23 protein-coding genes are annotated in these 25363 nt (G+C 48.0%); 17 read left to right on the top strand and 6 right to left on the bottom strand.

All coding sequences use genetic code 11. The annotated features are described in order from the left end of the window. Positions 1 to 39 precede the first annotated feature (39 nt). Positions 40 to 621: a TetR/AcrR family transcriptional regulator gene (locus JNUCC31_RS20875; RefSeq protein WP_192264304.1), complete on the bottom strand. Its 582-nt coding sequence runs from the start codon at positions 619 to 621 to the stop codon at positions 40 to 42. 90 nt (positions 622 to 711) lie between these two features. Next, entirely contained in the window at positions 712 to 1722 is a 1011-nt protein-coding gene (locus JNUCC31_RS20880; RefSeq protein ID WP_192264307.1) for a fumarylacetoacetate hydrolase family protein, read from the bottom strand. A 165-nt stretch (positions 1723 to 1887) separates the two neighbouring features. On the opposite strand from JNUCC31_RS20880, the gene JNUCC31_RS20885 reads away from it, so the two are divergent. After that, on the top strand, positions 1888 to 2910 hold the full coding sequence (locus JNUCC31_RS20885; protein WP_192264310.1) for an MBL fold metallo-hydrolase: 1023 nt from the start codon (positions 1888 to 1890) through the stop codon (positions 2908 to 2910). A 683-nt stretch (positions 2911 to 3593) separates the two neighbouring features. Here JNUCC31_RS20885 and JNUCC31_RS20890 read toward each other — a convergent pair. Both JNUCC31_RS20890 and JNUCC31_RS20895 read right to left on the bottom strand, forming a co-directional pair. Continuing rightward, positions 3594 to 4436, bottom strand: a complete 843-nt coding sequence (locus JNUCC31_RS20890; protein ID WP_192264312.1) for a 1,4-dihydroxy-6-naphtoate synthase — start codon at positions 4434 to 4436, stop codon at positions 3594 to 3596. Further along, positions 4433 to 5308 carry a futalosine hydrolase gene (locus JNUCC31_RS20895; protein WP_192264315.1) on the bottom strand — a complete coding sequence of 292 codons (876 nt, stop codon included), beginning with the start codon at positions 5306 to 5308 and terminating at the stop codon, positions 4433 to 4435. The genes JNUCC31_RS20890 and JNUCC31_RS20895 overlap by 4 nt, the downstream gene beginning before the upstream one ends. 555 nt (positions 5309 to 5863) lie before the next feature. Here JNUCC31_RS20895 and JNUCC31_RS20900 point away from each other — a divergent pair. From JNUCC31_RS20900 to JNUCC31_RS20945, 10 genes are all read left to right on the top strand, one after another. After that, positions 5864 to 6253: a GntR family transcriptional regulator gene (locus tag JNUCC31_RS20900; protein WP_192264318.1), complete on the top strand. Its 390-nt coding sequence runs from the start codon at positions 5864 to 5866 to the stop codon at positions 6251 to 6253. Then, positions 6246 to 7148 (top strand): ABC transporter ATP-binding protein, encoded by a 903-nt coding sequence (locus tag JNUCC31_RS20905; protein WP_192264321.1) that lies wholly within the window; start codon positions 6246 to 6248, stop codon positions 7146 to 7148. The genes JNUCC31_RS20900 and JNUCC31_RS20905 overlap by 8 nt, the downstream gene beginning before the upstream one ends. Next, entirely contained in the window at positions 7102 to 9150 is a 2049-nt protein-coding gene (locus JNUCC31_RS20910) for a hypothetical protein (RefSeq protein ID WP_228469149.1), read from the top strand. Before JNUCC31_RS20905 ends, JNUCC31_RS20910 begins: the two co-directional genes overlap by 47 nt. A gap of 538 nt (positions 9151 to 9688) precedes the next feature. Then, entirely contained in the window at positions 9689 to 10480 is a 792-nt protein-coding gene (locus JNUCC31_RS20915; RefSeq protein ID WP_192264327.1) for a hypothetical protein, read from the top strand. A gap of 110 nt (positions 10481 to 10590) precedes the next feature. Continuing rightward, positions 10591 to 11055, top strand: coding sequence for a nickel-responsive transcriptional regulator NikR (gene nikR, locus JNUCC31_RS20920; RefSeq protein ID WP_192264331.1), 465 nt, complete (start codon positions 10591 to 10593; stop codon positions 11053 to 11055). A 351-nt stretch (positions 11056 to 11406) separates the two neighbouring features. Beyond that, positions 11407 to 13053 (top strand): ABC transporter substrate-binding protein, encoded by a 1647-nt coding sequence (locus JNUCC31_RS20925; protein WP_192264334.1) that lies wholly within the window; start codon positions 11407 to 11409, stop codon positions 13051 to 13053. 39 nt (positions 13054 to 13092) lie between these two features. After that, entirely contained in the window at positions 13093 to 14088 is a 996-nt protein-coding gene (locus tag JNUCC31_RS20930; protein ID WP_192264336.1) for an ABC transporter permease, read from the top strand. Then, positions 14085 to 15080: an ABC transporter permease gene (locus tag JNUCC31_RS20935; RefSeq protein WP_228469152.1), complete on the top strand. Its 996-nt coding sequence runs from the start codon at positions 14085 to 14087 to the stop codon at positions 15078 to 15080. The genes JNUCC31_RS20930 and JNUCC31_RS20935 overlap by 4 nt, the downstream gene beginning before the upstream one ends. Before the next feature lie 2 nt (positions 15081 to 15082). Further along, complete coding sequence (locus JNUCC31_RS20940; protein ID WP_192264338.1) at positions 15083 to 16039, top strand: oligopeptide/dipeptide ABC transporter ATP-binding protein; 957 nt, start codon at positions 15083 to 15085, stop codon at positions 16037 to 16039. Beyond that, positions 16029 to 16631, top strand: coding sequence for an ABC transporter ATP-binding protein (locus JNUCC31_RS20945; protein WP_192264340.1), 603 nt, complete (start codon positions 16029 to 16031; stop codon positions 16629 to 16631). Before JNUCC31_RS20940 ends, JNUCC31_RS20945 begins: the two co-directional genes overlap by 11 nt. 471 nt (positions 16632 to 17102) lie before the next feature. On the opposite strand, the gene JNUCC31_RS20950 is transcribed toward JNUCC31_RS20945, so the two are convergent. Next, positions 17103 to 18284 carry a MalY/PatB family protein gene (locus JNUCC31_RS20950; RefSeq protein WP_192264342.1) on the bottom strand — a complete coding sequence of 394 codons (1182 nt, stop codon included), beginning with the start codon at positions 18282 to 18284 and terminating at the stop codon, positions 17103 to 17105. Positions 18285 to 18783: 499 nt separating this feature from the next. Continuing rightward, complete coding sequence (locus JNUCC31_RS20955) at positions 18784 to 20784, bottom strand: S9 family peptidase (RefSeq protein WP_192264344.1); 2001 nt, start codon at positions 20782 to 20784, stop codon at positions 18784 to 18786. Positions 20785 to 21125: 341 nt separating this feature from the next. Between JNUCC31_RS20955 and JNUCC31_RS20960 the strand changes: the two genes are divergently transcribed. From JNUCC31_RS20960 to JNUCC31_RS20985, 6 genes are all read left to right on the top strand, one after another. Next, positions 21126 to 21677, top strand: a complete 552-nt coding sequence (locus JNUCC31_RS20960; protein WP_192264346.1) for an STM3941 family protein — start codon at positions 21126 to 21128, stop codon at positions 21675 to 21677. A gap of 57 nt (positions 21678 to 21734) precedes the next feature. Continuing rightward, a complete protein-coding gene (locus JNUCC31_RS20965) occupies positions 21735 to 22601 on the top strand; it encodes an aldo/keto reductase (RefSeq protein WP_192264348.1) in 867 nt (288 codons plus the stop codon). Positions 22602 to 22783: 182 nt separating this feature from the next. Continuing rightward, positions 22784 to 23194, top strand: a complete 411-nt coding sequence (locus JNUCC31_RS20970; protein ID WP_192264350.1) for a GntR family transcriptional regulator — start codon at positions 22784 to 22786, stop codon at positions 23192 to 23194. Next, a complete protein-coding gene (locus tag JNUCC31_RS20975; protein ID WP_192264354.1) occupies positions 23187 to 23885 on the top strand; it encodes an ABC transporter ATP-binding protein in 699 nt (232 codons plus the stop codon). The genes JNUCC31_RS20970 and JNUCC31_RS20975 overlap by 8 nt, the downstream gene beginning before the upstream one ends. Next, positions 23882 to 24622, top strand: a complete 741-nt coding sequence (locus JNUCC31_RS20980) for a hypothetical protein (protein WP_192264357.1) — start codon at positions 23882 to 23884, stop codon at positions 24620 to 24622. The genes JNUCC31_RS20975 and JNUCC31_RS20980 overlap by 4 nt, the downstream gene beginning before the upstream one ends. Positions 24623 to 24769: 147 nt before the next feature. Next, complete coding sequence (locus tag JNUCC31_RS20985; RefSeq protein WP_192264360.1) at positions 24770 to 25267, top strand: LURP-one-related/scramblase family protein; 498 nt, start codon at positions 24770 to 24772, stop codon at positions 25265 to 25267. Positions 25268 to 25363 lie beyond the last annotated feature (96 nt).

Consider the following 25363-nt stretch of genomic DNA (forward strand, 5'->3'; position numbering starts at 1 on the left):
AAATTAATAATGTCCCGGTTGCAGTATACTGAGCTCAGCTTATGACTGAGACAAAATTCCTTTAACAAACAATGAGACACTGTGCTTGTAGAACTCTTCCTCGGTGACGAGTTGGGACTGATATTGCCGGTGAATCAGCTCGCTCATCTGAAATCCGTAACACATCGAGAGAAAAGACATAGCGGTAAGACGCTCATTCTGTCTAGCTATAACTTTTTTCTTCTGCAGGCGTTCAAAATATTCAACCAGCAAGGAGTGCAGCTTCGCCGGCGGATCGGCCAGCACTCTGTCCAATTCGGGAAGCATTCCTTTGTCACGGATGCCAATCAAAATGATGTCCGCATTTTTATGGAAAAACAAACGGTACTGCTGGCTTACATTCAGCAGATCGACTTCCGGATTATCGGTCGCGTCCTCTTTTAAGAGCTTCTCAAATTGCGGGATATCCGAATGTCTTTCAATGATGGCTTCCAATATGCCTTGCTTGCTTCCAAATTGCCGGAAAATCGTAGATTCATTGACTTTAGCTTCCGTTGCAATGGCTTTGGTGCTTACTCCCCGATAACCATTCTTTTTGATGAGCCCTGTCGCGGCTTCAATGATTCTGTCTGAAGTATTCATTGTATTTCTCCTTTTGCATATGTTAAACCTATTCTACTACAAGTTTTGCATATGCAGCAGGGTCGGGGTTCATCTTTCATAAACGTTTATTTAAGGAAAATCGCTTCTTTTTTCCCAGCGGCTTGGTTCCGTAATCTTGACATGTTCAGGCACAAATTGCGTGAGCGTGCCTAATTTATCGAATGTAATCTGGATTCGGTCAGAGGGCAACAACCATTGTTCGGTCTCGATTGCGCAGCAATCTGGTATCGTCCCCATTCCTATAATCGTGCCCGGGAGCGGCGTGAAAACGTTGAGAACCTCCTCCATCACTTTCCCAGGGTGTGCAGAATACTCGGAAGTGCTTCCCTTCCAGTGCAGTCTCTCCCCGATGCGTACATCCACATCTAGTGCCAGCGGGTTGTCGACTTCATCCGGCGTAACCAGAAATGGTCCTATTCCTTTGCTGCGATCAAAATCTTTGCAGCGCGTCGGTCCGGTCAGCGCCTGGAAATCCGGCCACTGCACATCGCGGACAGTACTGTCGTTAAAAATAACATAACCTGCGATGCAATTCCCCTTCCCTGTAACAAAGGCCAGCTCCGGCTCGATATCCAGGTATGAAGAGTATGATGGCCAATGAATCGTATCCCCATCGCCAATTAAAGCATTATGGTTACACTTGTAATAACTGAAATTCACTTTATTCGGATCTTGCTGGAATTTTTCGGCGATTTTTTGTTTAAGCTTTTCTCTTTCCGGCCCTGTATATTCTCTTTGCAGCAGATTTACGCCAGCATTTCTTAGATGTCTTGGCGTCAGCCCGAAATCGATAAGCGCAGCCGGATTCGGAACCGGTGGCAGCAGTTTTACCGCTGCAATCGGGCAGATTTCATTTTCATTGAATTGATGCGACTGTTCGACAGTATATTGCATCAATTCCTTAGCGGCATCATAACTTGCCGGCAAATAATGAAGATAGCTGTCCATACTTTCTAGACTGTCAACGAATGTTCCCTGCTTTTTCATGATTGCAGCAAAAGACACGACAAATTTCTCGTTAATTACAAGCCCAAACAAAGGTTCCTGAGATGTCTTGGTTTGAAAGGTTACTAGCTTCATGTTGCAGCGCCTCCATCCATGTTGTTTGATGTTGTTCTGTTACTATCATATTGCAAAACATAAATGCATGCAAGTACTTGCTTGCATTTATGTTTTCGATTCTCTATACTAAAGACATAAACAGTGTGCTTTACCCCAAAAACATATACGCAAAGGAGAATTTTCATGAAGTATGGACGTATTATCCAAAAACCTCGCGTTAAATTTTTTGAAGTCGCAGATGGCGTCTTTGCAGGTATTTCGCCGTATCGCGGCATCAGTTGGGCCAATGCCGGGTTCATCAACAAGGGTGAAGGGCTGGTGTATGACACGTTTTTCGATTTGTTCCATGCGCGGGAAATGCGGGAGGCTTTTAAGGAAGTAAGCAACGGCGGCTCTCCCGCATATGTGGTGAACTCGCACTATAACAGCGACCATGCCTGGGGAAACAAAGTGTTTGAAGATGCTTGCATTATTATGCACAAGGAAGCATCCAGAGAGCGTCTCACCGAAAATATCGCCTGGATGGACAACGTCATCAGAAGAGGAAAGGATTCTCTGGAATCGACTTCGGGCGAGCGGTTTTTTGCAGCGGAATTTGAAGGATTCGACCTGGAAGGCGTAGAATGGGTACACCCGAATATTGAGATAAAGGACGATATCAGCATCCGTCTTGACGATACGGAAGTCATGATTTACAACGTAGCTCCGGCCCACTCCGACAGTGACTTGCTGCTGTGGATGCCAAAAGAAAAGGTACTGTTCGCCGGCGATGTCGTGTTTAACGGTTGTACGGCATACAGCGAAGAGGGAACCCTCAATTGGGTTAAAGTGCTTGATCGCATTATTGATGAAATTAAACCCGAAATCGTTGTTCCTGGACATGGCGCCATCTGCGGTCTGGACTTCGTGAAGGAGCAAAGAGACTACCTCTTGAACCTGATTAGCGAGTTTAACAAGCATTACAATGACGAAATTGATACCTTGTCCCTGACCAAGCAAATTGATATTTCCCGCTTCCTTCATTGGATTCAGCCAGAACGGTTGTATGTTACAGTGGACATCCTATTGAAAAGCAAACGAGGGTTACCGCCCCTTCCAATTTGGAACGAGGTGCCTGCTAAGCTGGAAGACATGAAAGCTTTTTTGGCCGGGAAATATGGCGATCAGATCAAGCCATGGGACCCTATGAGTGTTTGGCAAGAATAGCAAGTTGAAGCTAGCGTACGAAAAACAAAAAAACGGCCTTGTCGCAAACGATGCGAACAGCGGCCGTTTTTTTGAATTGTTTCACGAAATTAAAATCGGCGTTTAGAACCGATTTTAAAGAAAAAATGGAGATGGACTTATGACTTACTAGTAGAACTCTTCTAAAACGATATAACCAAAATTTGATGTTAAGTGTATTTCTCTTCTTTAAAGGGTTGCAGAAGAAATAGACCAGCGAACTGCCAAACCAGCCTGCGGAAGAACGAAATAATCAACGAAGGAGTGAACGAAGGCAGAAGCGATCTAACGGATCGGCCAACCAATCAACGTACCTACGGACCAATCGTTCCACATACTAACAAGCGAAGCGGCGAATTAACGAAACTGCAGACGAGCGCTCCAGCCATCACATCTAACGAACTAGAGTCACGCTAATAAGCGGATTTCCACAGACACTGGAATCTAACGAATTTAAGGATCGTTATTTCGCCGTTTCTTCTGTTTATTTTGTGTTTTCGCAGAGGTTTACCGGAATAACGTGACTGAGGTTCGTTAATATTGCCATTCCGCTCGATCCTGCTTAATAAGGTGTTACCGATTTGTTAGAACATTAGTCACGAAGATTATCAGCACGGAGACGGTACCCAACAGAAGTATAGAAACGAGATTAGGGTGAGCCAGAGTTAGATCCGCAATAAATCGAGATCAAACTCGGGAACAAGTCCTTCTTTCATCGCTCTTCCAAGCAACGCCGTAATTGCACCGTAACCGTCATCGCCCAGGTTGGCGCTGAACTCGTTAACATACAAGCCAATATGCTGCGCAGTTACATCAGGGTCCATCTCTTGTGCATGTTCCATGACGTATGCTTTGGACTCATCCGGATGCGCCCAAGCGTATTCCACCGAGGCACGTGCCCAACCTGCAAGAGCGTGAGCATCCAGGTTGCGACGGGCGATGATTGCCCCTAGAGGGATCGGTAGACCCGTATCGCTTTCCCACCAGTTACCGAGATCGGTCATAAGCTTGAGATCATAATTCTGGTACGTGAAGCGTGCCTCATGGATAACCAAGCCGGCATCGATCTTGCCGTCCCGAACAGCAGGCATAATCTGGTCGAATGGCATAACGACAATCTCGCCTACACCGCCGGGAACATTTTGTGCTGCCCAGAGACGGAATAACAGATAGGCTGTTGAACGTTCGCTCGGCACGGCAACTCGGCGTCCCGCGAGATAGGCCGGATCGGTTGTGCCGTTAGCGGTCAACACAAGCGGACCACATCCTCTGCCAAGCGCGCCGCCAGCAGGCAAGAGCGCATAATCATTCAGCACATAAGGCAGTGCTGCATAGGATATTTTCATAACTTCAGGTGTATCTGGTCCATTCGGATTAGCCGCAAGGCCGTTGGTAATATCAATGTCTGCATACCGGACATCCAGCTCAGGTGCACCTGGAATCAGTCCATGCACCCAGGCGTGAAAGATAAATGTATCGTTGGGACAAGGGGAAAATGCAATTTTCATGATGTCAGTACCTCCCGTAAAATGGAACTTGCAGCCTGGAGCGCATCGAGGGCGTCCTTGATGCGCCAGGCGTCGCGGTCGCGTGGACCGACCGCGTTGGATATAGCCCGCAGTTCGAGTGCTGGCACGCCGAACTGCTGGGCTGCGGTTGCTACGCCGAAGCCTTCCATGCCTTCGGCGGCGGCATCCGGCACGCGGCGCAGCAGCTCCGCGGCCGTCTCGGCAGTTCCGGTCGCCGTGGATACGGTGACCGCCGTGCCTCCGCTGACAGCGAGCCCTGCCCGCTGCAGCTCATGGCGCAGGCGCGCGACAAGCTCCGCGTCCGCCGCCACACGGGACGAGCCAAAGCCGAGCTCGTCCACACTGAGGAAGCCGTCTGGCGTCTGCGAGCCCAGATCGGCGGCAACCATGGCGTCGGCCACCACGAGGGAGCCGACGTCCGCCCGGCCGGGGAACCCGCCGCCGATGCCGGCACTGACCACCAGCGTGTACGCTGGGGTCAGTCCGGTCCCGGCCAGGGGCCCCGGCCTTGAGGATGCGGCAGATGCCTGTGCCGCATCGGTTTCGCTTGGCGCGGCGGAGCCTTGCGCCAGCAGCGCATTTCCGCCCGCCGCTGTGGCAAAGGCCAGCGCGGCAGCGGTTCCTGCTGCGGCCGAGGCAGGGCCTACGCCCGCAGCAATCACATCAAAGCGTTCCGCAGCCTGATTACCCAGGCCGCGCAGTACAGCCTCTTTTTCCGCATCAACGGCGGTTACGATCAATACACGCTGTATCGAAGCTGCTGATGCCGAGGTTATTTCTGAGCTTTTTACCCTGTTTGTGGTTTCTGAACGATTACCCTCTATAGAATCATTCTGTCTCTGTTCATTCATCCCGAACTCTCCCTTGTAAAGTGTTAGATTCAAAACTGTATAAATTCATCCCGAATGGGATGTGCAAGATAATCAAGAATAATGATGTCTATCTGAACGGGACGTTTCACTGGATTTTGTCCTTCAAATAGGCGGAATCCAAGAATAGTTGAACATTTTGTGCTCAATTAAACTTTCTTCTCCATCATAACGGAAGGGGAAAGATCAGAACAAGCTTTGAACGTATATAGCCCGAAAAGCGTGTTAACCAACTATAACAACCACACCGATCCGAACCAGACAATTCAGTCCAAACTAATCCGCCAATCCGAACCACGAAATTGCATCCTTTTTATTTCCAAAGTGATCTACTTTCTTGAGTTTATATGTCATTTTAATCATATATAAACCTAACGCGAATCATAAGAGAAGTCAAAGTAAAGGATTGACAATCTGTATTAACTGTATTAATAATAGTAGTACAGTTAATACACCTTAGTGTTGAATACATACACTTCATATACAGTCATCGTTCTTCAATAGGGTATTACAACATTTTCAGAGAGGAGGTGCGGGATGTTCGAATTGGATGTACGCAGCCGTAAGGCGATCTATGAGCAGCTGGTGGACAAAATCAAAGAAATGATCGTGTACGGTGTTCTCCAACCCGATGAGCAGCTGCCTTCCGTTCGCACACTGTCCGGGCAGCTCACGGTTAATCCGAATACGATTCAGAAGGCATACCGGGAACTTGAACGTGAAGGTTATATTTATTCATTGCAGGGAAAAGGGAGCTTCGTATCATCGTCCGTGGAACATCCGAATGCAGCCATGAGAGATGAAATCAGAGCGGCTCTGGTGAAGCTGATTGCGGAAGCTTCGTATTCCGGTTTAACCAAAGCCGATATGACGCTTTTATTTCAGGAAGCCATGGCCCGTATAGAGAAGGGGGAGCCGAATGATTGAACTGAATCAGGTCATTAAGGCATTTGAACAGGAAAAAGCCGTTGATGGCGTCACGATGCAAGTACATAAGGGATCGATCTATGGTTTGCTCGGCTCCAATGGGGCAGGCAAAACGTCACTGCTCAAAATACTGGCAGGCATCTATCGTCAGGATAGCGGGACAGTTCGTATTGATGGACAAGAAATATATGAAAATATGGATCTTAAGGGACGTACGATTTTTATGGCAGATGCGCCAACCTTTTTCCCACAGTCGTCCATCGCTCAGATGGCCGCCTTCTATCGTTCGGTATATCCGCGCTGGAATGAGGAACGCTTCGTACAGCTCAGCAGTGTATTTAAACTGGACGTCAAACGTAAACTGCATCGCATGTCCAAAGGCATGCGCCGTCAGGCGGCCGTGTGGCTCGGGCTCAGCTGTATGCCTGAAGTACTGCTCATGGATGAGCCGATTGATGGACTTGATCCGGTCATGCGGCAGCAGATCAAGAATCTGCTGTTCCAGGAAGCAGCGGAGCGTCAGGTGACGATTCTGATCTCATCCCACAATTTGCGTGAGATTGAAGACCTGTGCGACCATGTTGCCATCATGCACAAAGGGCAGATTATTGTAGAGAAAGACTTGGATGATCTGAAGGCTGATACACATAAAATTCAGGTCGCTTTCCGTCATCCTGATCATGCCATGGCAATGGATGAACAGGTGAATATTTTGCATGAAGAGAAGCGGGGGAGTGTATCCCTGTTTATTGTGAAAGGTAACCGCGAGGCTGTAACGGAACGATTCCGTGCATTTGATCCCTATCTGCTGGATGTGCTGCCGCTGACGCTGGAAGAAATATTTATCTATGAAATGGAGGATGCTGGGTATGATATTCAACCGATTGTTCTGTAACCGGGGCATCCTGTTCCAAAATTTCAGGCAGCATGGATGGATCGGCATCCTGTACCTGATCACGTTGTTGTTTTCACTACCGCTTTATATCGCAACCGAGTATCGGGAAGTGCCACAGAAGATTACGAGTTTGTTCCAGGCGAATGGAGAAGTACAAATCCTGTTTGCCATTACCTTGCCGGTAGCTGCGGGAATATTTTTATTCCGTTATATGCAATCCGGTGCGCCTTCGGATCTGTTCCACAGTTTGCCGCTGCGCCGCAAGCATCTGTTAACCGTGAATTTGTTGACAGGATTTATGATGATCCTGCTTCCGATCTGGATCACGACTGCCATTACAGGCTGGGTATGGGCGGTTTTGGATCAGCCCGCGTTTACATTCGGAGGTAGTTCAATCTGGATGTGGGGATTCAGTATGAGCATCTACTCGTTGTTTATGTTCATGCTGACCGTGGTGGTAGGCATGTGCATCGGACAGTCCGTATTGCAGGGACTCACCGTGTACGCGCTCCTTTTGTTACCTGTTGTCGTATGGTTCATTTTGTCTCTGCATCTTCAGCATTACCTGCTCGGATATCCGTACGATGATGTTGGGCGAAATGCAGAAAAAATATCTCTAGTCCTTCGCATGGCTTCGATTAGTGGAGCTCCTGTGATCCGTTGGGAACTCATTATCTATTCAATATTAACGCTGTTGTTCATCCCGCTGACTTATGTATTCTACGCGAAGAGACAGGTGGAATCCGCTACCCAAGCGGTGACGTTTACACTTGTTAAACCCATATTCCGATTTGGTTTAATGTTTACGCTGGTTTTAATTGGCGGAGCCTACTTCACCATTATTGCTCCAAGAGGATCATCAGGGTGGGGGATCTTCGGATATATCCTCGGTGGAATTGTCGGTTATATTGTTGCCGAGATGATTATCCGCAAGACGTGGCTGATCTGGAGCAGCAAACTGCTGCCCAAGCTCGCTCTATATGGCATCGTGGCTGGATTGATTCTGTACGTACCTGTTGCCGATTGGAATGGATATGCTGAACGGGTGCCTGAACTGAACAAGGTCAACAGTATCAAGCTTGGCGGAGAACGTTACACTTATAGCAATGGTATCAATCGGAAGGTGGATGATGGACCATTTTATTCGGATGATCCGGAATATATGGAAGCCGTTATCCATCTTCATCAGAAGATCGTGGATTCCGATCTGCCTTTGCTGAGTGACCCTATCAATTCAGGTATGGAAAATGATGAGTATGTTTTTATGAACTACAAGTTGGATAATGGCAAGGTGATGAAACGCAAATATTACATTCCCGAAGCTGAATTTCGTCAGGAATTGATGGCGCTGAAGCAGTCTCAGGCTTACAAAAAATTTGCATATGATACGTATAAGCTGGATGAGGACGCGCTAAGTATTGGCATTCGCTCAACGATTAGTTCGTACCGAAAAGTATATATTAGCAATCCGAATCAAGTTCGTGAATTCAAGGAATTGCTGAAACAGGACATTATGGACCAGACTTATGAGGAACAACGTTCTCCATGGCAGTCTTTTGCATACGCGGAAATGAATCAGGATTCCTCATCGAATGACCCTTTACAACCCAAGGAGATGTGGAATTTTGAGATCAAACCAAGCTATGACAGGGTATTGCAATGGCTCAAAGAGAACAAATTATACGAGCAACTGGAATTTCCAGTAGATGAGGTGGCTTCTGCACAATTTGTAAAGCAGGAGATTAACAGTCCCGGAAATCCTCAGATGGTGTACCCTCAGTCAGAATATGTGGACGGGAATTTAAGTGGCAACAAACAGATTGCTACCAAAAATAAAAAAATTATCAGCGAATTGCTTCAACGTCAACGGTCCGGTTATCAAACAGAGAGAGATACGCTCTATCAGATCAAATTGAATGTCACCCGCGGGGAGAACATCTATATGATCCTGAAAGAAGAGGACCTGACGAAAGAGATGAAAGCCATCCTGGTCGGACAGTAAGGTTATCTTTATACGGGAAGGGTTCTCCCATTGAAACAACTTGATTTCTCTAACTGACTTGACCAGATACAACGTATGGAATATATTAGAAAAAGGTAGTGGTTCGATTCGAAATGATGACCATTTCGGCGAATCCCATATGGAACGGCTTATGAGGGAAGCACCCGTAAGAGCAGGCAATACGCCTGACTTGCGGGTGCTTTTTTTGTTTTTTTCTACTTTCCATATCAGGGAGCGCAATCGAATGACCACTCAGGTACATCCAGCAGGTTATATCTATCAATTCAATCGAAGGGAGCAGAAGAGAATGCAAACCAGAATAGTAGAGGACAGGAGCAATTATCAGGCGAGTCTTTGTTCATGTCTAGGACAAGCCAGACAAAGCCGCTCAAATGAGGAGAATGAAGAGGAGCAGCAGATCATGGACCCATTCCAAAAGAGTAGCGTTAGAGAACATACTCTCATAGGGACACGACCTGGATCTCGGCCTAACCTTCGCGCTAACATATGGACCCGTATGAGCCTGGGACTCATCATCATGTTCAGTATGAGTGTGATTTATTATTCTTCCACTGCTGAAGGTGCGGGCCCTGAGCTTGGTGTAACTGCGCAGAAAGCATGGGAGAGCGTGCTGAGCAAGGCCGATTCACAGACAAAATTGTCCCTGCAACGAGCGTATGAGAACGTGGGGAACTGGACGACCCAAGAGCAATCTTGGGAACAAAAAACAAAGACACTACATGCCGCGAATACGTCGGAATTGGCAAGGTTGCGTGTGGAAATCAGGCAAACCGATGACGCGAAGATCGCAGGTCTAGCTGAAAAGGTAAAACAAACCGAGGCCCGGTATGAGCCTTTGTTTGCCTTGTACAGTTCAGTAAATAAGCAACTGGACGCCGCCAAAGCGATCAAAAACAAGGAATGGAGTGCCGCTATTCGTACCCAAGCGGATACGTTGAAACCCGTTGTTCAGCTTGCACGAGAAGACATTCGTTTCAAGAAAAAGGAACTTGCCGAAGCCCGCAAACGAAAGAGCACAGAAGTGAAACGGTTGCGTACTTTATTAGCTGGAGTTGATCCGGTGAAGAAGCAGATTCAAACGGGCAAAAAACAGGCGAGCCTGTCGAGAGAGCGATATTCAAACGCGTTGCAGCAGTTCAAACAGAGTGCAAAGCTAGGTCAGTCATCACGCGTATTAAGCTCGTTGAACTCCCTAGCCGCTGCAGCAGAGAAATGGGCTGGCTCCAAACAGCATATTTATACACTGGAACAGAAGGTAAGCGCCACCTATGCCAACGTCAGACAGGAACTGGCCAAGAGATCCAAATAAAATAGAGAGATACTTTATCCTTGCTGCCACTACCGAGAAACAACAGTATAGTCGATGAGAAGACAGGACTGTGGTACACTCGAAGCAAACGAGGCGGCAGGAGGATATGAATGGCAGACAAAGAAGATTTAACCCGGTTCGGTGTGGCATTTCCCACGCCTCTGATCGAACAGTTTGATAGGTATATTGAAGAGCAGGGATACAAAAACCGTTCGGAAGCTTTCCGTGATTTGGTCCGTAAAACATTGCTGGAGCCTTCTGCATTGCATTCCGAGCAGGATGTAGCCGGAACCATTGTGATGGTGTTTGACCACCATATCAGTGATCTCCCTATTCGGTTAATGGAGCTGCAGCATGAGGCACACCATGACATCATCTCCAATATGCATGTGCACCTGAATCATGATCAATGTCTGGAGGTCATTGCGGTGAGGGGCAACCTCGGGCGATTGCGTCATCTTCATTCGCAGATTCAGGTGCAAAAAGGAGTGCTATATGCAGAACTCTCTGTAACGTATGTGGATGAGCTTAATAAACTGACAAACCATCATAACCATAGTCACAATCATGATTGATCAAAATCGCCATAGCCATCATCGTCATCCTAATTCTTCAACGGATTAACTTAAAATTTCAATAACCGATCCATTGGTTTTAACTAACTTTGCCCATAACCCGTATGTTGAACAACAGATTATCGGACTCATGCCGATATTCTGTTGTTTTTTTTGTTATAATACCTCACTCCAAATAGTGTAATGTTTACTGATTTCCTTGTGACTATCCATTTTATACTTTGTAAATGAAAATAAATGGAATTCGAAGTTAAGTTTATTGACACATAAAATCTATTTTGTGCTACAATTTTCAAAAAAAGTGACACGAAAATGAATTGTACAGCAGAACACAGAGGGGGAACAGTGAAGATGGGCAGATTTTCATGGGGAAAACGTTCGGTTCGAGCGGGGTTAGGCATTTTGCTTTGTTGTACAGTTGGGTTATCAGGATGTACGCAGGGGGCATCCTCATCGATAACAGAGAGCGTTCAGCAGGCGGCTTCTCTTCCCAAAGACGAACTGGTGCTGGCCGTTGGCACGGAACCTGAAGGTGGATTTGATCCAACTACAGGTTGGGGACAGTACGGTTCGCCACTCTTTCAGAGTACCTTGTTGAAAAGGGATGCCAAGCTTCAACTGGTCAATGATCTGGCGACAGACCACTCCGTCAGTAAGGATGGGCTGACTTGGACTGTCAAACTCCGGGATGATGTCAAGTTCTCCGATGGTAAGCTACTGACGGCCGAAGATGTCAGGTTTACGTTTGAGACGGCTGCGAAGAGCGGGTCGGTCATCGATTTGACCAATATGGCTGAAGTGAAAGCCCAGGATGCAACAACTGTTGTCTTTACATTAAAGTCACCACAGTCCACGTTTATCAGTCTTCTGACTACGCTGGGCATTGTGCCTGAGCACGCCTATGGTTCCGATTATGCGGAGCATCCGGTCGGGTCCGGTCCATACAAGCTGGTACAGTGGGATAAGGGGCAGCAGGCGATCGTTGAGGCTAACGAGCAATATTACGGAAAAAAGTCCGCATTCCATAAACTGACGTTTCTCTATCTTGATGAGGATGCAGCTTTTGCGGCGGCTCAGGCCGGTACAGTCGATATCGCGGCTATCCCGGCGGCGTTCAGCAAGCAGCAGGTGAACGGAATGAAAATGGAATCGGTAAAAACCGTTGATAACCGGGGCATCATGTTCCCGATGCAACCTGCCGGCGCCCAGTCTGGTGACGGGCTACCAGCAGGCAACGATGTTACATCCGACATCTCCATTCGCAAGGCGGTAAATGTTGCAATTGATCGTAATGCTCTGGTGGAAGGTGTACTGGAGGGGCATGGGCGTCCGGCCTACTCGGTCAGTGATGATTTGCCTTGGGGTAATCCGGATTCTGTATTTGCAGATGCGAATCCGGATGAAGCGAAGCAGATTCTGGCGGCTGGCGGCTGGATGGATTCAGATGGCGACGGTTTTGTTGAGAAAAACGGCGTAAAGGCTGAATTCAATCTGCTTTATTTTGCTGGGGATTTAACAAGACAATCTCTGGCACTGGCTGCTGCGGATATGGTAGCCCAGGCAGGGATCAAGATCAATGTGGAGGGCAAGAGTCGCGAAGAGACGAAAAAGCTGGCCTATACCAATGCCGTATTATTTGGCTGGGGAAGCCATGATCCGCTGGAGACTTACAACCTCTACAGTAGTACCCATAAAGGGGAAGGGTATTACAATACAGGGTTGTACAACAACCCAACCGTAGACTCTTGGATGCAACAGGCCCTCCAAGCGACAACGGAAGAAGAGGCACTACCCTTTTGGCAGAAAGCCGAGTGGGATGGATCAACAGGATTCAGTTATCAGGGCGATGCGCCATGGGCATGGCTGGTGAATATTGATCATCTGTATCTGGTGAAAAATGGTCTGAATATCGGTGAGCAGCAAATCCATCCACATGGTCACGGGTGGCCAGTGACATCCAATCTGGAGGAATGGTCCTGGAATGACGATTCGAAATAAGCTCTGCAGTAGCTTTAGCCTGAATTGGGGAGAGATTGGATGACAGACGGAGTGAGATGGGCCAGATTTGTCGGATTTAAAATGTTGCGGCTTGTATCTTTACTGGTGGGAGTCAGCGTGGTGTCTTTTATACTGATGCAGTTCTCTCCTGTGGACCCGGTCGAGGCCTACATTGGTGGAGACATGATCAGGGTGAGCGCGGAGCAGCGTACGCTTATTGAGGAACGTTGGGGACTCAATGATTCACCTGTAGAGCGACTACTTACGTGGGGCCAGGCGCTGATTCAGGGTGATCTGGGAACCTCGATGATCTACAGGCAGCCGGTTGCAGATATCATCCAGGAACGATTCATGAATTCTGTTGCTCTTATGGCGGTGGCATGGCTGTTATCCGGTCTGATCGGATTCGGTCTGGGGGTTGTTGCTGCCATGAGGCGGGATTCGCGGGTGGATCGTCTGATCTGTTGGTACTGTTACACTCTGGCTTCCACACCGGTATTCTGGATGGCCTTGTTACTGCTCATGGTATTCGGTGTGTGGCTTGGGTGGCTCCCGGTTGGACTTGGTGTGCCTGCGGGCATGACGGCAGATCAAGTGACATGGGGGGATCGGACGAAGCACATGATATTGCCTGCGTTGACTTTGAGTTTGACGGGCGTGGCCGCGATCGCCCTGCATACCCGGCAGAAGCTGGTGGATGTGCTGGACTCGGACTATATTCTTTTTGCAAGGGCACGAGGTGAGCGAGGTGTTCAATTGTTTCGTCGCCATGGGTTCAGGCATGTTGTACTGCCAGCTTTGACGCTGCAATTTGCTTCATTTAGTGAATTGTTCGGTGGGGCCGTGCTCGCGGAGCAGGTGTTTTCCTATCCCGGGCTGGGGCAGGCAACGGTTCAGGCCGGATTGCGCGGTGATGTGCCGCTGCTGTTGGGGCTTGTGCTGTGTAGTGCCGTATTTGTGTTTACAGGCAATATGATTGCCGACATTCTTTATCGTATTATTGATCCGCGCATCAAGGAGGAGGAGATAGGATGAAACAGACATTGGAGCGTCCCTCCCGGCCTGCGGGTCAGATTGCACAGCAGCCAAAAGCAAATTCTGTAAATGGTGAGGAGAGCAACAAGAGGGATTGGGGATCAATAGTTCCACGTCCACATGCTTGTGGAGCAGAAGGGTATACCGATCCCGGCGTCAGTAATCCTCGTTTCCGTAATCCGCGCAAATGGGCGCTCATTTGGGGCAGCCTGGGCGTGATCTGGATTGCCATCGTGTGGCTGACAGGCAGACTGCTTCCCGCTGAATCGACGCTGACCTCCTTGATGGATCGGAATCTGGCCCCAACTTGGGCTCATCCTTTCGGTACGGATTGGCTGGGGAGAGATATGTTCATGCGCACATGGAGAGGATTGGCAACGAGCATTCAGGTAGGTTTGCTGGCGGCTTGTGGTGGTGGACTCATTGCGCTGGTGCTGGGTCTGACTGCTGCTTCAGGGAAAGCTGCGGATCGGGTGATCTCATGGGTTATTGACCTCTTCCTGAGTGTTCCCCACCTGGTATCGCTGGTGATGCTCGCCTTTGTATTCGGTGGAGGTTTGCCTGGGGTAGCGTTAGCCATTGCCCTGACCCATTGGCCGAATCTGGCCCGAATTGTACGGGCAGAGATGATTCAGCTGAAATCAGCGGAGTATATTCATATCTCACGCAGGTTGGGTCATTCGCGAATGCGTATTGCGGTGCAGCACATGCTGCCACATCTGATTCCACAGCTGCTCGTGGGAGTGCTGCTGATCTTCCCTCATGCGATTCTGCATGAGGCAGCGATTACGTTTCTGGGGCTGGGGCTGTCGCCGCAGCAGCCAGCGATCGGAATTATTTTATCAGAGTCCATGAGATATTTGTCCGCAGGTATGTGGTGGTTGGCCTTTTTCCCGGGACTCGCATTGCTGTTGGTCGTTCGTGCGTTCGATGTGCTGGGGAGTAGTCTGAAGACATTAACGGGAACCGGCAGTTCAAGGGAGGGGGTGTAGACATGGCTCTTCTTGAAGTAGAGGGAGTATCGGTTTCGTTTCGGCGTGCGCGGGGATGGTTTGGGCACGAGGAGAACCTTGTTATTCAAGATCTGAATCTGTCTGTTCATGAAGGTGAGATTGTAGCGGTCGTAGGGGCGAGCGGATCTGGGAAAAGTGTACTGGCACAGGCGATCATGGGCATTCTTCCTGCCAATGCCAGGCTGGAAGGCCGGATTAGCTATGTGGGCGAACCCTTGACTCTGGAGCGGCAGCTTCATTTGCGAGGTGATGAACTGGTGTACATTCCGCAATCGGTCAGTTATTTGGACCCGCTGTTGAAGGTAGGCAGACAGGTTCAGCGCGTAAATCAAAAGTCTGGACGGCATCCCCGATTGACGCCCCGATCCGTGATGCAAGAGGCAGAGCAGGAGTTGTCAGGACGTTATCACTTGCCTCAGGGCACATCGGACAAATATCCGTTTGAGCTATCAGGCGGCATGGCTCGGCGGGTGTTGATGGCAACAGCCACCTCCGGTGCACCGAAACTCATTATCGCAGATGAGCCAACACCTGGCATCCATCCTGAAGTGCTGGCTGAAACGATGAAGCAATTTCGTCAACTGGCCGATGAAGGCGTCGGTATCCTTTGGATTACTCATGATATTACAACTGCCTTGACGGCAGCGGATCGCATATCCGTATTTTACGCAGGTTCCAATGTAGAGACGGCACAGGTTGGTGATTTTACGGAAACGGGCGATCGCTTGCGGCATCCATATACAAAAGCGCTTTGGAACGCGTTGCCGCAGAACGAATTCCAACCTCTATCTGGTACCCAGCCTGTAGCGGGTCAATGGTTGTCAGAGGGATGCTCATTTGCACCACGCTGCATCGGAGCGACTACGGCATGTACCAGTAGCCGTCCTGAACTGCGCAAGGTTCGCGAAGGAGAAGTGAGGTGCATTCATGCCACTTGAAGCCAGAAAGACAGGTTATCGTTATGGTAAAGAAGCTTGGGTATTTCAGAATGTAAACATGGAATTACATCCGGGGGAAGCCGTTGGCTTGTGGGGTCCCAGCGGTTGTGGCAAAACAAGTCTGGGGCGTATCCTTGCCGGGTATGCGAAACCAATGACAGGTCAAGTGTTGCTGGATGGCAAGCCGCTTCCCCAAACCGGAACCTGTCCGGTTCAGCTTGTATTCCAGCATCCGGAGAAAGCCGTGAATCCACGCTGGCGGATGCGCCGTGTACTGAAGGAAGCGGCAATCGAGGATCAGGAGCTGCTTGACGCCTTGGGCATTCAGGAGAATTGGCTGGACCACAGACCTGGTGAATTGTCTGGCGGTGAATTGCAACGATTCTGCGTTGCACGTGCACTTGGCACAGCAACTCGTTACCTGATCGCCGATGAGATGACCACCATGCTGGATGCCATTACCCAGGCACAGATCTGGCATACCGTAATGAACATCGCCCGTCAACGCAACCTGGGGTTGTTGGTCATCAGCCATGATCGAGAATTGGTGGACAGGATATGTGATCGGATTATCCGTATGCCAACATCATAGTTTACTGAATATAAACCATTTTTGAATAGCAGCATTTTGCATAATTTGATCTCTAACGCTAATGGGTACAAATTATAGACGAACAGAATCATTCGATCTATACTTTTGGTGATTGGAAGCCACTTTAGGGATTTATGCAGATGCGCATATAAAAGGGGTGTCCGGGCAGTCAATCATGAACTTAATCATGGAATGACTACAGGGACAGCCCCTTTTGGATTTTAACGAACTCAATGCTTTAACGAACCGAGCGCGTGTTATTAGACGAAATTCTACAGTTTCGGTGTTGGAACGAATCATAGACACCTTATATGCCCTTACTGCCTGTATTTCCACAGAATTTTGCCATAATGACAATAATAAAGTAGCTGGAGTTCGTTAGCCTTCCCATTTCACGCTAAACTTTGAAATAAGGTGTAACCGATTCATTAGCGTCTTGAATTAACTTTAACGTAATTCTACTTACTTATCCTACAGCTTGCTCAGCAGCATAGACAATCTGCGCATGGCTTCTTCAACTGTTGAACGTGGACAGGCCACATTGATGCGCATGAATCCGGTACCTTCCGCTCCGAAATTGCTTCCATCATTGAAGGCAAGTCCTGCTTCCTTGAGCAGCATATTGCACAGTTGCGATTGCGGGATTTTCAGCTTTCGGAAATCCATCCATAACAGGTAAGTCGCTTCTGGAAGATGGATTCCGATTTGCGGCATATGTTCCGCGACATACTCTTGCACGTACTCCATATTTCCACGGATATAGGCAAGGCAATCATCCAGCCATTGCTCAGCACCGTTGTACGCAGCTTCAGTAGCGACAGCTCCCAGCGTACTGATATTGGAAAGCCCCATCGTCTTCACACCCTGCATGAATGATTCACGCAGCTTGGCATTTGGGATGATGATATTGGAAGTGCATAGACCTGGAATGTTGAACGTTTTACTCGGTGCTGTACAGATCATGCTGAGATCAGCGACAGCTTCCGAAATAAGGGCCAGCGGCGTATGAGTGCCGCGTTGATGAACGAGATCAGCATGAATCTCATCCGAGACCATAATGACATTATATTGCACACACAGGGTGGCGAGGCTTTCGAGCTCCTCACGAGTCCACACACGCCCGACCGGGTTGTGAGGACTGCACAGAATCAGCATTTTGACACGGCCAGTCTTGAAGCAGGATTCCAGATGCTCCAGATCCATGGCGTAATGTCCGTTGTTCTCTATCAGAGGATTGGTCATCAGTTCTCTGCCTTGACCACGTACCACTTCATAGAAGGGCGCATACACCGGAGTCTGGATTACTACCGCATCTCCCAGTTCAGTGAATCGTTGTATGGCAATGCTGAGTGCAGGCACAATACCCGGGGTGAATACAATCCATTCATCGTTAATGCTCCAGTTGTGACGTCGCTCCATCCATCCCGCCACCGCTGTATGGTACGCATCGGTTCGCACCGTATAACCAAAAATCCCATGTTCCATTCGATTCTTCAGCGCCTGAATGACCGATGGTGGAGCAGCGAAGTCCATATCGGCAACCCACATGGGTAGTGCATCCGCGACGCCAAAGATTTCTTCAAGTGCATCCCATTTCTCTGATCCGGTCGTGAGCCGGTTAATTGGCTCGTCAAATGTACTTTTATTATTCATTGCATAAATCCCCCCTTGATATCCGTTCCTTCGACTACAATCGACAGATTATTATCTAATAAATTCGGTAATTTCGCAACTTGCAAATCATCTGGATGAACTCCATGATGTATGTCCCGAAATCCGGGACTTTATTCATGTAAAAACAGGTTTCCGAGCATTCGCATAGCCTGAAGACGAATAACCACCGGTTTCTAAGCCGCTAGTCCTGTTTTTCGTGTAAAACGTTCACAACCTCTCACCAGATGAAATTATGATTCCACCATTTGGTTTCCAACAAGTGATCCCATTCATTTCTTTCATATAATGAATAAGGCATAACATCTTAGTAACTGTTCCGTATCCAAGTCTTAAACAGCAAAAACCACCAGGGCAGGTCATATGTATGACGGCTGCCACTGGTGGTTTTTGCTGATCCTATATTCTAACCGAGTGTTAAGAAGTGAAATAGGAGAAGTGCATTTATCTATTATTTTATGAATTTAATCTTACTACGCCATTACAGGTGCTCATTAAACCATCCAGCTATATGTTCCAGACGGCGAACTCGTAAGTGGGGATTACCTCCCCGGGACAACTCGTGGTTGGCTCCCGGGAAACGAACGAACCGGGCCGTCTGTTTGCGCCGCTTTAAGGCAACATACAGTTGTTCAGCCTGTTCAATCGGACAACGCAGATCCTGCTCACTATGCAATATCAGCAGCGGCGTGCTGACGTTACCGACATAAGCGAGTGGGGAGTGTTTCCACAACTTCTCGGTGTCATCCCATGTATTACCGCCAATCTGATCCTCCGTGAAAAAGAACCCAATATCACTGACTCCGTAGAACGAGAGCCAGTTAGAGATGGAACGCTGAGTGACGGCTGCCTTGAACCGGTCGGTATGTCCAACGATCCAGTTGGTCATGAAGCCGCCATAGCTGCCGCCAGTGACGCCCAGACGGGATTCGTCGATAAACGGATATCGGGACAACGCGTAATCCATCGCTTCCATCAGATCACGGTAATCTCCACCGCCATAATCACCCCGGCAGGCATTCACGAATTGCTGTCCGTATCCGAGCCCTCCTCGCGGGTTGATATATACAACAGCGTATCCCTGTGCTGCGAGGATCTGGAACTCATGCATAAACGTAAACCCATACATCATATGTGGACCGCCATGAATCTCAAGGATGGTTGGGACTTTGACTCCTTCTACCATGCCAGTCGGTTTCAGCATCCAGCCTTGCAGTCGCAGGCCGTCAGAGGTATCAAACCAGAAGGTCTCTGGTGTGCTAAGTTGAATCTCTTCATCCAGTTGAGGATTGCTATGGGTCAAAGGTATGGGCTTGGCCCCGATCTCATCAGGTTGAGTATATAGATAAAGATCACCAGGACTGAGTACATCAGCTACGGCTGCAACGATCTGACCATTCTCCAGCTCAGCAAACTGATAGAACTCTTTCCCGGCTTCTAAAATATATTCGGCATTGCTGCCGTCCCGCGCATAACGGGCAATACGGACACTGCCTTCAATAGTAGCAAGACAGAGGATGGATGAACCATCATGACTGAATACCGGACCCGTATTTGTCAGGTGTGAGCGCATATCACCAACGAGGCTGTGATTCATCTGTACATCCCAATCCTTGCTCAGACACGTGGGTTTGCCGCCTGAGATCGGAAGTGTGTAGAGCTTCACCAACGTAGCATTTCCATAAGAGCGGTCGCTGGCAAGCAGCGCAAGGGATTGTCCATCGGGTGCGTACGTCAGTCGGCCAAAAGAATATCCTTCCGGTGTCAACTGCTGGACGTCAGATCCGTCTGCCTTGGCACGATACACATGGTTGGTCAAGGTGTAATCGTTATGTTCTTCGCCCTCTTCCGGCATCTGGGCAATCCAGGCAATGGACTCTCCATCTGGTGACCACGCATAGTCTCCAACATCATAATGGCCTGTGGTTACAGGGGCAGCCTCACCGCCCTCGGCTGGAACACGGAAGAGATGGGTTCGTCTACCGTTCCACAGTCCACTGCTGTCAGATTTCATTCGAATTCGGTCCACAACGAGTTCTTGCAGCGGTTTTTTATCTGTATTTTCAGTTTCTTCTTCGTCTTTTTCGCTCATGTCAACAGATGATTTAACCAGGAGAGTAAGCCCATCCGGTGACCAGAGGAGGGAGCTGACGCCATGTTTCAAGTGGCTGATTTGCCTTGCTTCTCCGCCATCTGAGGCGATTAGCCACACTTGTGTTTTACCTTCATGTTCCCTTAGAAAAGCAAGTTGTGTTCCATCCGGCGACCAGGCAGGAGCATGATCTTTCTCTCCAGAAGTGAAAGGTCTGTCCTTCTGGTTCTCCAGGTTGAGGAGTCTCAGGTGAGAAGAATAACCGTCTCGTGCTTCATTTGTTTTTCGGCTTACATATACTACTTGTCCGCCCTGAGGGGACGGAGTCGGATCATTAACCCATGTAATATGATATAGATCTTCCGAGGTTATGCCGCGCAGACTGTTCATTATTTGTCCTCCCACCATGATTCAGAATATTTAATTTCCTAACCTTTCCATTTATATTAACGGAAAGCATAGGTCAGGACAATACGATTTTGGACGAACATACTCCTGTTTCTTAACAATATCACCTGTCGGAAAAGGGATTATTGGTAGCATGACGAATCCTAATGTTGAACAGTCATGAAATGGACGAAATGTTGCCTGAAAATGATGTTTGATGTCAGTGGAATCTGTTTAATGAACCATGCTATTTAAGTATATTTGGCAAACCAGCTCATTCAATGAGCTGTACCCCGTTTATATATAACATTCAGTCTCAGTCACCATGAAGGAGGAGCATCACAGTGTCCACATCCCATGATCAACAACACGTGGAATACCCGAGCCGGAAACGAATGGCATGGCTTACAGTCGGGGCAGCACTTTTTGTAGCAGCCGGATTTTTTTTAATGTTTGATGAGTCATCAGCCAAGGGCTCCGCTATTTCTTCCGTTATAGGTTTGTTCTCCATTTTGTTTTTTGGCCTTTGTCTCTGCTACAGCCTGGTGAAGATGATGAAGAAGGAGCCTTCCTTTGTTGTAGATGAGCATGGATTTGTGGATTCATCTTCTTATACATCAGGTGGGTTAATTGCCTGGAAAGATGTTGAGAATATTTTTATGTATGAATTCATGGGACAGAAGATGATCGGGGTTAAATTGTGGGACGAGAAAGCTTTTTTGGATCGTCAGAACGGAATGAAACGCAAATTAATGACAGTAAACAGCAGTATCGTTGATGCTACCGTAAGCATTGCTCAGAATAACCTCACCCTGCCACTGGATCAGCTGTATATCCTGATGGTGGAGCGTTGGAAGCGTGCTAATGAGGGGGGACAAGGAAGAGATGAGCTATGATCGGTTTAATAATGAATAAATAGGGATGATGAGTATTCTCGGATTGGAGGAATACAGATGATACATGGAAATCAGACGCGCACGATCCAGCTACCCGATGGGACAACACTGCCTGCAATCGGACAGGGAACATGGAACATGGGTGAGAAGCAATCCAGTCGGAGAGAAGAAGTTCAGGCACTGCGTTATGGTATTGAACGTGGAATGACGGTGATTGACACCGCTGAGATGTATGCAGAAGGCGGGGCAGAAGAGGTAACTGGTGAGGCGATAGTGGACTGTCGGGATGATGTATTCCTGGTATCCAAGGTGTATCCTCATCATGCGGATCGGAAGCAAATGATCACCGCTTGTGAGCGCAGCCTATCACGTCTGGGTACAGATCGCCTGGATCTGTACTTGCTGCACTGGCGTGGAGGTGTGCCGTTGGAAGAGACGGTCGAAGCCATGGAACAGTTGAAACAATCAGGCAAAATTCTGCGCTGGGGTGTCTCGAATCTGGACACAGAGGACATGCAGGAACTATGGAACATTCCTGGTGGTCATCAATGTGCCGTGAATCAGGTGCTGTATCATGCAGCTTCTCGTGGTATTGAATATGAACTGCTTCCCTGGCTGAGGGAGCGTCATGTTCCGTTCATGGCGTATTGTCCACTGGCACAAGGGGGGAGGCTTCGCAAAGAATTGATGGAACATTCAGTCATCCGTGAGATTGCGAAGGATCGAGGGGTCAGCCCTTCACAAATTGCGTTATCCTGGGTTATCAGGGATGGAGACGTAATGGCAATTCCCAAGGCTGTGCAGCTGGATCATGTTGCAGAGAACGCTGCAGCGATGGACGTTATTTTGAGCCAAGATGAAGTGGTTCGGTTGAATGAGGCATTCCCTCCACCGGAGGGCAAAATGCCTTTGGATATCGTGTAGATACCTTCTGGCTAGATCAATCACATCATACAATGAATTTTTCATGAGTAGCATCAAGAGCAGATCTCGGGATCTGCTCTTTTTTTTGCATATATATCAAAATAATTAAATGGGCTTTACAATACCATAACACTAGTGTACTATGTAACTAACACACAGATACAGAGAGGAGCGAAAACATTGTGAGCATCGAATTTGACAACAACTTGCCAATCTATCTGCAGATCATGCAGTACATCAAAAGACAGATTGTGACCGGGGTACTTAAGGCAGGCGATAAAATTCCTTCGGTTCGTGAGCTCGCGGCCGAATTACAGATCAATCCCAATACGGTACAACGGACATTTCAGGAGTTGGAGCGGGAAGAAGTGGTTGAAACGAAGCGAGGTCTGGGCCGATACGTGACAAGTGAGGAGTCGAAAATTATGACGATCAAAAAAGAGATGGCTGGTGAATTGTTGGAGCGTTTTCTGACAGGAATGCAGGAACTGGGCATTGAAGAACAGGATATCGTAACGATCGTGGCTGATGCTGTTTCAGAAGGAAAGCAATCACAGCATCGCGATGGAAGAGGAGGAGCAGTGAATGAGTAATATTCTTGAGCTGAACCATGTAAGCAAAATGTATGGAGGTGAGAAGGCCCTTCATGACATCACGCTTGATATCGCACCAGGCCGAATTGTAGGGCTGCTCGGCAGTAACGGCAGCGGCAAAAGTACGCTGATGAAGCTGGCTGCAGGATTGCTGCATCCCAGCAGTGGAGATGTTCGTGTCACGGGAAAAGCGGTTGGGTTGGAAACGAAGTCGTTGGTATCCTTTATGCCGGACCGCCCGTTGACCGAGAACTGGATGAAGGTACGGGACGCGGTTGCTTATTACCGCGATTTCTACGCTGATTTTGATGAAGCCAAAGCCAGAGAGATGCTTGATTTCATGAAGCTTGAAGAGGGAGAGCGGGTTCGACACTTGTCCAAGGGCATGAATGAACGCCTGCAACTGACACTGGCTCTTTCCCGCAAGGCTCGTCTCTATTTGCTGGATGAACCGATCGGCGGAGTGGACCCAGTTGCCCGGGGCAAAATTCTGGACGCCATTGTGAAGTTCTATGACGAAGACAGCAGTCTCATCATCTCTACACATCTCGTAACGGATATTGAACGGATTTTTGATGAAGTGATCTTCATCCGTGAAGGCGAATTGGTGATGCGGGAAGAAGTGGAGACACTGCGACTCAAGTACGGTAAAAGTGTGGATGAGATGTTCAAGGAGGTCTATGCGGAATGATGACATTGCTGAAGTATGACTTTAGAAGGAATTGGAATACGCTGTTGGCTGGGCTCGCTGTATTGATAATTGTTCAAATTGGGCTGGCATTGTTTTTTTCTGAAGTATCAGGGAGTATTATAGGCATTATTGCATATGTCGGAGCAGGTGTGGCCATTTATGTGAAAATGATCAAGACCTACAGGTCCAATATCCGTTCGTATAATCGCCGTCTTGTACCTGTAAAAGGACTGTCTCACATCTTGTCTCCGATCATATTCGGAACACTCTGCTGGCTGGGTCTAATAGTTGTTGCCGCCATTCACTACTTTATTTATAGTGCAACGCACACAGGCATAAACTTTGCCAGCTACATGAACGTTTCGGGCATTCATCTTTCGGAGATTCTTAATTTGCTGCTGTTTCTCTGGTGGGTAGCTTTGTTCAGTATCATAATCATCTTTCTCTCTATCTCCATTGGAGGCAGCTTCCGCTTTAAAACAGGACCTTGGATTAGTATTGTCGCATTTTTCCTACTCATCAATCTTATTAGCTGGCTGGAGAATCTCATCTTCTCGGGTCGCTTTAACCCAAACGAATTGTTTCAGTTCACGGAAGAAAGTACAGGGCTCTCCATTACGTCCAATCGAATCATATGGTCAGATGGAACATGGGCGAATATCATCTTTGAAATCATTGTGGCTGTGATTTTGGTTGGCGTTGCTGTATACCTGAATAATAAAAAAGTTGAAGTCTAATTTTAAGGTTAAGGTTAAGGTTCTGTCAGTTGAAGTTGAACTGGCAGATCTTTTTTATTTGAAGCAATTCCCAGTTCTTATACGTAAATAGGGATATATGTCTTTTACAATAAGGGAGAAGGTTTATTTCCTGTAAGGAGGGATTCCATGGAACTCTATTTTAGAGATAATTTCTTTAATGCGGGGTACACGGAGATTATGAACCATGAACAGGAACAGGCAGGTCATCTCGATTTGAAAAGTGCCTTTGGCTCATCGCTGGATGTATTTGATAACTCGGGGCTGATCTGCAGCGGTAAATTTTGCATGTTAAGTAACCGTTGGGATGTGACTTCAGCCGATGGAAGGGAATGGGGCGTTTTACGGGCGAGGATGAGCTTTTTCAGTAAAAAGTATGAGTACGATGCTGGAACGCGTGGGGTATATGAGGTTTCCGCTCCGGCGTTTTCACAGGAATATGATATTACCGGGATGGGCGGCAAAATCGTGGCAAGTTTCAGGCGTACAAGTGGTTGGTTCGGTTCAGGGGCTTTTGTGTTAGACAACCAATCAGAACATCTGGATACGTATGAATTGATTGCAGTTGTGATGGGCGTGCATGCAATTAACAAAAGAAGAAATTCCGCTGCCGGCAGCGGCGCGTAAGCTAATCATCAAAAGGGGTGTCCCGTCATCTTCATGACTATGGGGTAGCCCCCTTTGTGTATTATGGAAAATTAAATTATTGGAAAATCATCAGCA

Source organism: Paenibacillus sp. JNUCC-31, assembly GCF_014844075.1.
GTDB lineage: Bacteria > Bacillota > Bacilli > Paenibacillales > Paenibacillaceae > Paenibacillus.